Source organism: Nitrosomonas sp. Nm51, assembly GCF_900111165.1.
In the GTDB taxonomy this organism is placed as follows: domain Bacteria; phylum Pseudomonadota; class Gammaproteobacteria; order Burkholderiales; family Nitrosomonadaceae; genus Nitrosomonas.
The window spans coordinates 66,320-79,412 of sequence record NZ_FOGH01000001.1 but is presented as its reverse complement, the minus strand read 5'-3'; the positions used below and the strand labels follow the sequence as shown (position 1 = coordinate 79,412).

The following is a 13,093-nucleotide window of genomic DNA, read 5'->3' as shown; positions in this document are numbered from 1 at the left end:
TGATGAAATTTTAAAGTAACAGAACAATGGGTTAGAATCGCAAACGATTTTGACTTAAGCCTTCGCCTTCAGAAACTTTTCCTTTCCTGGAATAACAGAAGAACAGCGACAGCACTTCGCCGCAAGGCAGCGAAGTGCTGATAACAATCGAATGCCTGTTATTTTCAAACAATAATCAGTAGGCTTCGGTAGATAGACGGCACAATCTAGCAGCGGAGATTTAATACGACTCAGCAGCTCCTTTTACCCAGTAACAATCTGAAATCAGACACATACCGCCAAGTTCCTCCATTTTAGGAGAAAGCATTGTAACCAGCTTTTCAGTTTGTGCAACTGTACAGGCAAGAATAATAACTACATTTTCTTCTCTAAGCCCAAAGGTATCGGGACTGCGCTCTCCGCGCGAACCATATCCCCCAGCATGTTTTATATATGTATATCCACGCGCACCTATTGTTTTTAGTATATTTTCCAACTCTCCCATGCCCTCTTCATCAAAAACAATTTCTACTCGTTTCAATGGTACTAAAGCATCGTGCTGCAAAGTCATAATTTTACCCCCTAAGTAATTAATGGTAATAGTTCCCAAGATACAAGAAAAAGATTAAACAACGACACGCCAAATATCGGAACATCTTCAATAATTTAATAATTTGAAATACAAAGAAAGCCCGTTGCTAATCATATGCTATCTTAAACAAGCTTTACACTAGAAAAGAACGGGGTTTCATTATTTTATACAGCACCGGCGAGATACTGTGCCGCCCAATAATACAGAGGTATGCCTACCAACACATTAAACGGGAAAGTAACGCCGAGTGACAAAGTTAAATAGAAGGACGGGTTCGCTTCGGGAACAGCCATACGCATAGCTGGAGGAACAGCAATATACGAGGCACTGGCTGCCAATACTGTTACCAGCGTGACGCCCCCAATAGAGTATTGAAGCCAGTAATGACCGATAACAAGCCCTGTCGCCGCACCGATGAGAGGCATCAGAATACCAAAAATTACCAAGAAAATACCAACATCTTTGAATTCAGCCATTCTTTTTCCTGCTTCAAGCCCCATGTCCAATAAAAACAAACACAAAGCGCCCATCAACAGAGTACCGAAGAACGGTTCGATTTTATCGTAGTTTGCTTCACTAACAATGGCGCCAATAAACATGGTGCCGAACAATATCAAAATACTGCCATTGGTAAAAGAATCTATAAGTAAATGTTTGAAGACGCCTTTTTGTTTGTCGTCAGTGGAGCCGCCTTCACGTTTTCTAACCACTGCGCGTGAATAGCCAGCCAGTATCAAGCCGACAATAATCGCAGGAGATTCCATAATTGCAAGCATAACAACAGGATAGGCCTCGAAAGTTACGCCGATACCGGTTAAAAAAGCAACTGCTGTCATGTATGTACCTGCACTGACAGAACCATAATGCGCAGCAATCGCGGCCGAATTCATCGGATCAACTTTCATACGCATAATCACGTATGCCACTATAGGAAGACCAAAACCCAATACCAATGCCGCCAATACAGCAGGAAGGGCTGCTCCTATTCCTGCGTGAGCCAATTCCATACCCCCATGCAGACCAATTCCTGACAAAAGATACACGACAATCATTTTATGCATGTCAGGTGGAAGTTTTAAATCGGATTTTATCAAGGTTGCAAACATGCCCAGCGCGAAAAAGAGCGCTACAGGTACTAAAACATCAGAAATCGACATAGACTATTACCCCTTTTGTATTTAATTATTTACTACTCAAAAAAAACAAAGCCACTCTTAATATAACTCTAATACTAACTTTTTATTTTCAAATCTATTTTGAATTTTCGAGCATAATAAGCTTTACTGATCTTCTAAAGATCGAACGTTTTTAATGCTCTTAATATGTCACTAGTTTTATTTCATAGGCATTGAAACAGCACCCGTTATTCATCCTGACTCAACAGGACCTGTAACAATTTTATTTCCGATTTATAGCAAGGAGAAGCGAGAAAGTAAGGATTTTTCACTGATTTCACATAAATGATCAATTTATGATAAATAAGATCTAAAATCATATAGTTATTATTTAAATTTCACGCAATATAAAAATCATCAACTTCGTCTAATAGAACAGTTCATTTTATTAGACGTGTAAATCTTAGCCAATCAAAGAGGAAAATTAAGGAAACCACTACGAGTGCGGATGTTGAGTTTTAAATATCAATTAAAACATGCTTAACATTTCAACTTTAAGCTCTTAAAAGATTTACGACATAACAAATATCCATATCCTTAGTTGGCCGTAATTTACCATACCGTTTGTAAAAAAATTGTGATGTTTTTTAAAGAAAATTGTAACCATCATTTTCCTGCCTTACCTGTGTTTATTTACGCCAGCACTTCATGCACTACCTTAGCTTATCTGCTCAGCTTATATCATGGCAATTTATGTTTTTTGCCTGTCAAGTACTTTCAAATTTTTCCTGGATAAGCTTGTGCGTTACCGGGGTAAGAAGCTGCCTCTAATCTGAACAATACCTTCAGAGTCACCTTACAAGAAATGATTTCAAGCCATTTTAGGCAGCTTTTGCAAAAAAATCTGGGTTATGAACTAATAGGAATGACCGATAGAAGCCATTGAAGAGAAGTTCACGAACGAGCTGCTTTACAAAAAACTGGATATGAAATTCCTCCGACTTACTCGATCTAATATTTAAGGTAATTAAGTATATGAATATAAATAATATTTTTTATATCACAATTATTTGTGATTTTTTTGTTATTTTTTTGTGATTTTTTTGTGATTTTTTTGTGAACTTTCTGTTAGAATACGCATCAGAATAAATAACAACGTTGGTTAATTTATTTTTTATTTTTTATTTTTTATTTTTTATTTTTTATAGGAGGCATCATCAATGAAACCCGGAACTTATTATGCGATAACCCTTGTTATGCTTATGTTGCTGGTACTGGAAACACTCTTTGTATAAAACAAAAGTGAATACCCCACCGGCTGAAGCCGGTGGGTTCAGGCTACGACTGTAAGCCAGATTAATTGGTCGCTCGGCTGACCGTTCCGCTCGAAGGAGAAGGCTGGACCGAGTATACAACTATCACATCAGTTCTTGCAGCCTCACCGCTTCCCATCGTCTAAATCCTCACTTCAAAAGAAAGGAGACTTTCGCTAATTTCTAACGCTAACTCACGCAGCAGGGTAATGAAATTCAGTGTCTATATACAAAAGGCAAGAACATTTATGCGCTTACATTTAAACAGTAAATCGCACTATATTTGGCTTTGAGATAATTGAGAAAGTGCTGCGGATTTAAGGGCTCGCCAGCTATTCGTAGCACAAGTTCCTGAGGTGTATAAAGCCTGCCTTGCCTGTGGACATTTTCGTTTAACCATTTTTTTATCGGTGCAAAATTTCCTGTCTCAATATTTTTCTCTGTGTCCGGCAAAGCCTGCTGCATGGCGTCATAAAACTGACAAGCATAAATTGCACCCAGCGTGTAAGACGGAAAATAACCGAATGCACCGCCACTCCAATGCGAATCCTGAAGCACACCCAGCGTATCGCTTGGTGGCCGGATACCCAGATACGCAATCATTTTTTCATTCCATACTTCCGGCAAATCATCGACTGCAATATTGCCCTCGAATAAATCCTTTTCAATCTCATAGCGTAAAATGACATGCAACGGGTAGGTCAGTTCATCTGCTTCCACCCTGATCAATGCAGGCTGGCACATATTGACAGCCTGATAAAACGAATCGACCGTTACATTTTTCAAATTGTCCGGAAAGGTATCACAAAACAGTTTGAAATAATGTGTGCAGAATGCTTTGCTCTGACCAATCATACGCTCCCAGAACAGCGATTGCGATTCATGAATACCCATCGTTAGCGACTCAGAAACCGGCAGATCCTCGAGCCCCGGCATGCGTCCCTGTTCATACAACGCGTGTCCGGTCTCATGAATGACGGCATACAGTGATTCAATAAAATCATGCTCTGCATAGCGTGTGGTAATGCGGACATCAGTGGGATGACCACCACCGCAAAACGGATGAACTGAAACATCGATGCGCCCTTTTGTAAAATCAAAGCCGATATCTTTACTGATTTTCTGTGTCAATTTTACCTGTTGATTTATGCCAAAGCGGCCTTTTAAGAAACTGGTATCCGGCTGATACCCATTGTGTCTGATTGCATCAATCAACGGTACCAGAGAAGCTTTCAACTGATCAAAAACTGTGGAAATCTGCGCCACCGTTGTACCGCGTTCAAACAAATCAAGATTGGCATCATAGAGAGATAGCTCAGGAAAAGCACACTCAGCCCATTCTTTCTTCAGCATCAGAAACTCTTGAATTACTGGCGCAAAATCATTAAATCTATTTTCCTGACGCGCTTGCACCCAGATTTCGTGTCCCCTGGAGCTAAGCTCTGCAAGCGCTTGAGTCAGCCGTTTCGGAACTCTGGTCATTAAAACGTACTGCCGCTTTGCTTCCTGGATATTGCATTGCTCAACCGAGCTCACATGATGGTTGTGTTGTTCTAATGCGTCAAGGCACTCGCCCAAGGCCGGATGCGTCATACGTTCATGAATCACGCCAGCAAGTGCCGCAACCTGTCTGGCGCGTGCTGGTGCCGCTCCGCTTGGCATCATTACTTCTTGATCCCACCCAAGTGTATTCATTACACCATTTAAATGCGAAATTTCTTCTAACTTCTGAACCAGATTTTGATAATGTTTATTCATAATTACAATATTCACTTTAATACAGACGGTTATATTTTTAACATCACAGACTGTCAAATGAATGTGCAATTTTGTCACACCCACGTCATTATTTACCTTATGCTAAACCTTTTAAGTCTCTTTTAAACCTGAAAAAATTTTTCTGTGATTGACAGTCAAAATAACAGAACTCTGCGAAAGAAGAAGTTTATTTTGAAAATACCGCCGTGTACAACGTATAATTAGAATTGTATGCTTCAGCGTTAGAAATCATTATGAGTTATTATCAATATCATGTTTTTTTCTGCGTCAATCAGCGTGAAGGCTCTGCTACCTGCTGCAACAACATGAATGCGCAGGAAATGCGCGATTATGCCAAAAGCCGTATTAAAACGCTTAAGTTAAATGGTGAAAACAAGATACGCATCAACAACGCAGGCTGCCTCGACCGCTGTGAGGAAGGACCTGTTATTGTGGTTTATCCCGAAGATATCTGGTATACCTATATTGACAAAGACGATGTTGATGAAATCATCGATGAACATCTGATCAATGGCCGGATCGTTGAGCGCTTGAGAATTTAGCCGGTCAGCGAGACCAGTATTGTTTTGCAAAAATTCTTTATCGACGGCCCGGCTGGCAAAATAGAAACGGTTCTGGCTGAACCACGTGACTTACCCAAAGGCATCGCAGTCATTGCGCACCCTCACCCGTTGCATGGCGGAACAATGGATAACAAGGTCGTTTATACACTGTTTAACAGTATGCTTGAACTTGGACTTGTCGCGGTCAAATTCAATTTTCGCGGTGTGGGCAAAAGCGATGGCTCCTTTGACAACGGTATCGGCGAAACCGAAGATATCGTCGCCGTCACACAAACCATTCAGCATCAGTTTAGTCATCAGTTGCGTGACAAACGATTATTGCTCGCCGGTTTCTCATTTGGCGGCGGCGTGCAATTACGTGCTGCTGAACGGCTAAACCCGCAGTCACTTGTCCTGGTCGCACCATCCATCCAACAAACTGCTGATGCAGCTGTTTCATGCAGTAACGTCGAACAGGTTTTAATCATCCAGGGAGACCAGGACGAAATAATCCGATTAACCACCATTCTTAACTGGGCAACACCACATACTTTACCGATTGTCGTCATCCCAGGTGCTGAGCATTTCTTTCACGGCAAGTTGGCCGTTCTCAAACGCACCATTCACAGCTTTCTGAAAGCCTAGCTTCACCGTTGTATCAAGGCCCAAACCCATAAAGTAATCTGGCCAATGAGGAATCCGGATACTACCCATGCAACACTCAAACCAACAAAATGACAACATAACATTGAAAGAAAATTATGTTTTTTATTAAAACGATTGCACTTTTTTTCGTTACTGCCATCATGGAAATTCTCGGTTGCTACCTGGCTTATCTGTGGCTGACCCAGGGGAAAAGCGCATGGCTGCTCATTCCCGCCGGATTAAGTCTGGCCGTATTCGCATGGCTGCTGACAATGCATCCGACCGCAGCAGGACGAGTTTATGCGGCCTATGGCGGCGTTTATATTTTTTGCGCCATTTTCTGGCTATGGACTGTCGACGGTATCAAACCAACCGTCTGGGATCTGATTGGCGCATCCGTTGCGTTAACTGGCATGGCAATTATCATGTTTGCACCCAGAGCAACTTGATGCATTACATTATGCAAATACCCCAATGCATAAACGTTTACACGTCGTTCTCAATATTTCTCCGCAACAGCTTATTCACTATTACGAAGGAAATATCAGCACAGTTGTCGCCAGAACGACAGACGGGCGCACCATCCGTTTCCCCGCCAGCATTCTGCGCTCCGTGGTGCAGGCAAACGGCATACAGGGTTTGTTTGAATTGATTATCGACCAAAACCGTAAATTCGTATCGATTAAACAAGTCAGTAACAGCTAATCACCGCATAGACATGCCTGCGCGCTTTCATTGCTGAAAAAGCTGCGTTAAACTTTGTCCCTGTAGACATCCTTATTTTCCAAATTTCAATTAATCAGATCAAAACAATGGCCCAATATGTCATGTCAATGCTGCGTGTGAGCAAAATCGTTCCACCAAAACGTCAAATCATCAAGGATATCTCATTGAGCTTCTTTCCCGGCGCCAAAATCGGCCTGCTGGGTTTGAACGGTTCGGGAAAATCCACCGTGCTGCGCATTATGGCCGGTGTGGACAGCGAATTTGACGGCGAAGTACAACGGTTGCCTGATATTCGTATCGGCTACCTGCCGCAGGAACCGCAACTCGACCCCGATCATACCGTGCGCCAGGAAGTCGAGGCGGGCATGGGTGAAATCATTGAAGCACAGCAAAAGCTCGATGCTGTTTACGCTGCATATGCCGAAGAAGGCGCTGATTTCGAGGCATTGGCCGAAGAACAGGCACGCCTGGAAGCAATCCTTGCTAACGCGGGCAGTGACACCGAAAATCAGATGGAAATTGCCGCAGACGCGTTGCGCCTGCCCTCTTGGGACGCAGTCGTGAAAAACCTGTCCGGCGGTGAAAAACGCCGCGTTGCTCTGTGCAGGCTGCTGCTCGAAAAACCTGACATGCTGCTGCTGGACGAGCCGACCAATCACCTTGATGCAGAGTCAGTCGAATGGCTTGAACAGTTTCTGGTACGATTTTCGGGCACGGTCGTCGCCGTCACCCACGACCGTTATTTTCTCGACAACGCCGCAGAATGGATACTCGAACTCGACCGTGGACACGGCATTCCATGGAAGGGCAATTACTCCAGCTGGCTCGAGCAGAAAGAAGCACGTCTGGAGCAGGAAGGCAAACAGATCGACGCGCATATGAAAGCGATGAAGAAAGAACTCGAATGGGTGCGGCAAAATCCCAAAGGCCGTCAGGCCAAATCCAAAGCACGTCTGTCCCGCTTCGAGGAACTGAACTCGCAGGAATACCAGAAGCGCAACGAAACGCAGGAAATCTTCATCCCCGTTGGCGACCGGATCGGCAACGAAGTCATTGAGTTTAAGAACGTATCCAAAGCCTACGGCGACCGGCTGCTGATCGACAACCTGAGTTTCCAGATTTCACCTGGCGCGATTGTTGGCATTATCGGCCCGAACGGCGCAGGCAAATCGACGCTGTTCAAACTTATCACCGGCAAGGAACAACCAGATTCGGGTGAAGTCAAAACCGGCCCCACCGTCAATATCGCGCATGTCGACCAGGCGCGCGATGCCCTTGAGAATGACAAAACCGTATTTGAAGCCATATCCGGCGGCAACGACCTGCTCACCGTCGGTAAATACACCACCCCTGCCCGTGCATATCTCGGCCGCTTCAACTTCAAGGGCGGGGATCAGCAGAAAATTGTCGGCCAGCTTTCCGGTGGCGAGCGCGGGCGCCTGCACCTTGGGCAAACTTTGATTGCGGGCGGCAATGTGCTGCTGCTGGATGAGCCGTCTAACGATCTCGACGTTGAAACGCTGCGCGCGCTCGAAGACGCGCTGCTCGAATTCGCCGGTTGCGTGCTCGTCATCTCGCACGATCGCTGGTTCCTCGACCGCATCGCCACACATATTCTCGCCGCAGAAGGCGAATCGCAATGGATGTTCTTTAATGGCAACTATCATGAATACGAGGCCGACAAAATTAAACGCTTAGGTGAAGAAGGCGCGAAACCGAAGCGGATACGGTATAAGCCAATCAGCCGATAAAAAGGAATAATTTAAAAAATGCTTGTCCTTTTGAATACAGCAAGAAATCTGTATGAAGATAAGTCAACTGTAGAACACAGCGATAAACCTCGCACTAACGGCGGTTTTGTTTACACTTTACAACTTATTAACAATAAGTTATTAGCAAAAAATCAGGCCATCGGCCTTACCGGTGGCCTATTGTTGCGTTCTACAATAAGGAAATGCTTTTAGCCTGAGTCATAGTAGTTTCCTCCTAATGATCAATTAACTTGTGTTCAATTGCATCGACTCGATATCTACTTCAAATAGCAACATATAAAACAATAGCTTATTATTTAAAAGTAGATATCTTATCTTTGCAATCAAACACAAATTTACTTTAAACACCAGCAAAATGCTTTAAAGTTCAGTTCCTTACTATTTTGAAAACCTGAAATCACTTAATGTTGACTAGGGCCATATTCCGGAAAGCGTTCGGTACCGCTTTCCGCTTTTTCATACTCAAATGCAGGCGCATTCTTTAATTCATCTCCTGTCACATTATTGAGCGAAACATTTCCTTCTTCTTTATTCATTTGCAGGTTTTTAACCGGAACAGCGACTAATTTGTCGCCGATACCGAGAAAACCGCCAACCGAAATGATGGCATATTGAATATTTTCAGGATTGGAAATTAAAAAGTTTTCAACCGTCCCCAGGGCGTCACCTTTATTATTGACAACATCCTTTCCTATCAATTTATGAACATCTTTATCAACCCTGTAAGTAATACCCGATTTGCCGTACTCGATTTTTTCAGCACTATGCACTTCGCTACCAGCGTGTGCATTGGTGAAAGCAAACAACAGGATTGCCGCCATCAATAAGACTAATTTATTATCTTTCATAATAAAACCTCTCCTTAGTTTGGTTTAAATAAGTACTTCAGACAACAATATCTATCGCGTATTCAATCTTTGCGCTTTAGATATTTTTTTATTGGATATTGAGTTTATTGATTACTGAAATAGCTCCGCCCTCCAATGCATTTTCCCGTGCGGCATTGTATTCCATCCAGGAATCGACGGTTCCTGTCAGAATAGCAACGCCAGCATTAACATCTATGTCGATATCTTTAAGATCGACAAAAGGACTCCAGAACATTTCATTCTCAATGTCCAATTTAATTTCCCGGTCACTTTTATTGGTCGCCATTTTGGCGCCGCCGTACCAGGAAAAATCGTAAACGGCCCAGTCGTATACATAAGGGTTATAGGTCACGGTACCGGGATTGCTGACACCCAGAAAATTGCGCACAGATGTAGCCCCTGAAGCTCGTTGCGCTACAATTTCTGCCACGCCTTTTTCAAAAACAGTGTCTACGGTTCCGTTTAACTGTGCCGCGCCATTTTTCACACGTACGTTAATCTCGTAACTTTCGGTGAAAGGATGGCGCAACAATGCAGAACGTATATTTGCAGCAATTTCATCATCGTCCAGATCCACACCAGAACGTACTTTGATAAGATTGTTTACGCGCACAACACCCACCGTATTGCGCGCATCACTGATAGCGGCTTTTTTAGCCTGGATATTGTCGACCACACCCCGCAACGTGACATATCCATTTGAAACTTTAATTTCCATATCAAAGAGATGCACGCGTGGATCATGCCGCATAGAGTCCTGTATCGCTGCAAGAATTTCCACATCAGAACGCGCTACGTATTTTTTTTCGCGTAAATCATTGTCACGCGCCCATTTCTTAACCTGCAAATCAGATGTATCAATAGTCCTGACTCCGTGAACCCACGCATCCAATTCGGCCAGACGTTTTTCTGCCGCGCTACCGACGGCTCCGGATAAAGACACCTTGCCTTCTGTGACGCTTACATCGACCAACCCGTTATCGATTAGCGCATTCCAGTACAATCTTTTTTCCACCTCCCGCTTGATTTCATTGTCCGGCCGTTTTGATTGCAATTGAATATCTATGTTATTGCGGACACTTACAACGCCACTGACACCCTTGGCAACAGTTTCTGCCAAATCCCGCTCTGCCCAGGAGTCCACTGTGCCGCTTAAAGAAATCTGACCGTTATCATCCGCCTGGACTTCAATCTCATAGGAATCCGTTGCGGCGTCATACAGCAGGGCTTTTCTTACGGCATCCTGAAGCACACTGGCTGCATAATTCGAAATAGGTTTTACTTCCGTCCGATTAATGACTGATCGTACGCCGCGCACAGTCTGAGCAAGATGAACCGCCCGTTCTTTGGCCAGCAAATTTGTGACACTGCCAGTAAGTGTGACAACGCCCTGATTTGTATTTACATCTATGGTGTTGAATGGAATAACCGGATCAGATTGGAATTCTTTTTCTATATGATGGGTGATGTCTATGTCCTCAATAAACAATGCGCCCCGTACCGAAAAAGATGAAAGTGTCAACACCAGCAGCAATAGCAGCAATATAAGTAAGCCTGAAAATTGCGTACTATTCTTTGCGATATTAATTGTTGTGATCATATGCTTTGAATTCATATGTTGCACTCCTTTTTCTAACAAAATAGTCAAGGCACAAAAATATTTCTATAAAAACCCATTTTTAACAAGCGGCGTAAACTGGCAACAGTTTTTTCCTGCTATTTTGACTGCGCGCGCCGCGTGTAGCGTGTATTTAGCACACTGCAGATCCGCAACCAGCGTGATTGCGGCAAATAGATGAGTACCACCAGATGTCGTTTTTAGCCATCGTAGAACCCAGCCTGCCAAAAAATAAGACTGAACGAACCGCTTACGGAACCACACAATAAAATTTCTCAAATACAAGTAATCAACGTGCATTTTTACGATATAGGATTTTTGCAATAATCGTTATTAACTATGTTAATAGCTGCTAACTTGTTAAAACTCAAGCCAAAACATTTCTATTGGGAACCCGCGTTCAACATGCTATTCAAATATTCTGCTTATCAACAATCGCGCCAGAAAAAATTCAGCGGTCATGTACGTCAAAGGGATTGCTGCCTGGCCGTCGTTGTCGATGCCGATGTTAATAGCCCGCTCACCGGTATACTACCCGTCCGCCACATCAAGATGTAACTTGGCCTGTCCAGCTCTCTTTGTAACCCTTGTTGCTTTCCTGCTACCAATCTCACAAGCCGTTGGCAGGTCCGCGATCATACCGGTAATGCCATGCCGCCCATCTGTCTTTCAATGCGCGTCTGTTGCTTAACCCGTACTTTGCCTTAATGGCCGAGCGATCCTGTACCGGGTGCCTTGGATAACCGTGATAAGTAATGATGAATTTTTCTATGCGAACCAATTCCGGCGTGGTTACCAGTTCCTGTTGTTTTTTCGTTAATGGACCTGATTCTTCTGATAACCGGGGAAATAACGAACTTTGTATGTTCCGTCAGGTTTGTGATAAAGCCTTATGCAGTCTTTTCATTTGTTGATCTTTTTCGAGTTTTTAACAATTCAGCTTAATTCTTGAGTTTTTCAAGCTACTCTATTTACTGAATTTTTTCAGATAATACTTTTTCAGGATCGACTATTTAGCATCCGGGTTCATCCTAGCCTTCCTCGAGACCATAATTACACGTATAATCCAAAGTCGAATTTCCCATGTACTGTTGATTTAATGAGCCTACAGGGATACCTCAAGGATTGAAAACATGAAATCGCCAATTCGAATTTCTGTCACTGGTGCAACAGGCCAGATTTGCTATAGTCTGCTGTTCCGTATTGCAGCGGGTGATATGTTAGGTAAAGATCAACCGATAATTTTACAGTTACTTGACATTCCGAATGCACGCCCGTTATTTGACGGGCTAGTCATGGAATTACAAGACTGCGCTTTTCCACTTCTGACAGAACTCATCACAACAGATGATCCATATACAGCATTCAAGGATGCTGATATCGCTCTACTGGTTGGCGCACGGCCCCGCGGTGAGAATATGGAACGCAAAGACTTGCTTGAAGCAAATGGACCGATATTTATTGAACAGGGAAAAGCACTGAATTCTGTTGCCAATAGAGATGTCAAGGTACTAGTTGTCGGCAACCCCGCAAATACGAATGCTTATATCACGCTTCAAAATTCCCCCGATCTCAGTCCTGAGAATTTTTCCGCAATGCTCAGACTTGATCATAATCGGGCTTTATCACAGGTCGCCAAGAAGCTGTCAAAACCCGTTACCAGCATAAAAAAAATGATTGTTTGGGGTAATCATTCCAATACACAATACCCAGATCTGAGCCACGCTGTAATTGACAATGTTCCTGTCAGATCACTCATTAGCGATGATGACTGGATTGCCAACAGCTTTGTCCCAACTGTGCAAAGACGCGGCATGGCGATTATTGAAGCCCGGCATGGCCGGTCCAGTGCAGCTAGCGCCGCTAATGCCATCATAAATCATATGCAGGACTGGATATTTGGAACTCGCGATAATGACTGGACGTCAATGGGAATTTTGTCCGATGGAAGTTATGGCATTCCTAAAGGAATCATATACAGCTTCCCGGTAATTTGCGATAGTGGTAACTATCAGATAGTTCAAGGGTTGGAGTTAAGTGATTTTGACAAGAACAAAATGCAGAAAAGTTACGAAGAATTAATCACAGAACAAAGTGCTATCATGCATTTGTTAGCTTGAAACCATTAAATACAAAACATCAT

Annotated in this window: 11 protein-coding genes; 6 read left to right on the top strand and 5 right to left on the bottom strand. The window is 43.4% G+C overall.

Features of this window, described 5'->3' with window-relative positions; all coding sequences use genetic code 11:
* Positions 1-220: 220 nt before the first annotated feature.
* The 3 genes from BMY60_RS00365 to BMY60_RS00355 form a co-directional block, all read right to left on the bottom strand.
* Complete coding sequence (locus BMY60_RS00365) at positions 221-589, bottom strand: P-II family nitrogen regulator (RefSeq protein ID WP_256250592.1); 369 nt, start codon at positions 587-589, stop codon at positions 221-223.
* 146 nt (positions 590-735) lie between these two features.
* Entirely contained in the window at positions 736-1,728 is a 993-nt protein-coding gene (locus tag BMY60_RS00360; protein ID WP_090330325.1) for a sodium-dependent bicarbonate transport family permease, read from the bottom strand.
* Positions 1,729-3,245: 1,517 nt separating this feature from the next.
* Positions 3,246-4,757 (bottom strand): carboxypeptidase M32, encoded by a 1,512-nt coding sequence (locus BMY60_RS00355; protein ID WP_090330505.1) that lies wholly within the window; start codon positions 4,755-4,757, stop codon positions 3,246-3,248.
* Between the two features lie 254 nt (positions 4,758-5,011).
* Between BMY60_RS00355 and BMY60_RS00350 the strand changes: the two genes are divergently transcribed.
* The 5 genes from BMY60_RS00350 to ettA all read left to right on the top strand — a co-directional run bounded on the left by BMY60_RS00350 (position 5,012) and on the right by ettA (position 8,442).
* Positions 5,012-5,320 (top strand): (2Fe-2S) ferredoxin domain-containing protein, encoded by a 309-nt coding sequence (locus BMY60_RS00350; protein WP_090330324.1) that lies wholly within the window; start codon positions 5,012-5,014, stop codon positions 5,318-5,320.
* Between the two features lie 24 nt (positions 5,321-5,344).
* Positions 5,345-5,965, top strand: a complete 621-nt coding sequence (locus tag BMY60_RS00345) for an alpha/beta hydrolase (protein ID WP_371264170.1) — start codon at positions 5,345-5,347, stop codon at positions 5,963-5,965.
* Positions 5,966-6,081: 116 nt separating this feature from the next.
* Positions 6,082-6,414 carry a YnfA family protein gene (locus tag BMY60_RS00340; RefSeq protein WP_090330321.1) on the top strand — a complete coding sequence of 111 codons (333 nt, stop codon included), beginning with the start codon at positions 6,082-6,084 and terminating at the stop codon, positions 6,412-6,414.
* A 25-nt stretch (positions 6,415-6,439) separates the two neighbouring features.
* Entirely contained in the window at positions 6,440-6,670 is a 231-nt protein-coding gene (locus tag BMY60_RS00335; RefSeq protein WP_090330320.1) for a DUF2835 domain-containing protein, read from the top strand.
* A 107-nt stretch (positions 6,671-6,777) separates the two neighbouring features.
* Positions 6,778-8,442: an energy-dependent translational throttle protein EttA gene (gene ettA, locus BMY60_RS00330; protein ID WP_090330319.1), complete on the top strand. Its 1,665-nt coding sequence runs from the start codon at positions 6,778-6,780 to the stop codon at positions 8,440-8,442.
* 422 nt (positions 8,443-8,864) lie between these two features.
* Here ettA and BMY60_RS00325 read toward each other — a convergent pair whose 3' ends face one another.
* Both BMY60_RS00325 and BMY60_RS00320 read right to left on the bottom strand, forming a co-directional pair.
* Positions 8,865-9,311 carry a PRC-barrel domain-containing protein gene (locus BMY60_RS00325; protein WP_090330317.1) on the bottom strand — a complete coding sequence of 149 codons (447 nt, stop codon included), beginning with the start codon at positions 9,309-9,311 and terminating at the stop codon, positions 8,865-8,867.
* Positions 9,312-9,399: 88 nt separating this feature from the next.
* On the bottom strand, positions 9,400-10,947 hold the full coding sequence (locus BMY60_RS00320; protein WP_090330315.1) for a BON domain-containing protein: 1,548 nt from the start codon (positions 10,945-10,947) through the stop codon (positions 9,400-9,402).
* A gap of 1,136 nt (positions 10,948-12,083) precedes the next feature.
* Between BMY60_RS00320 and BMY60_RS00305 the strand changes: the two genes are divergently transcribed.
* Complete coding sequence (locus BMY60_RS00305) at positions 12,084-13,070, top strand: malate dehydrogenase (protein ID WP_090330312.1); 987 nt, start codon at positions 12,084-12,086, stop codon at positions 13,068-13,070.
* The last annotated feature ends 23 nt before the right edge of the window (positions 13,071-13,093 follow it).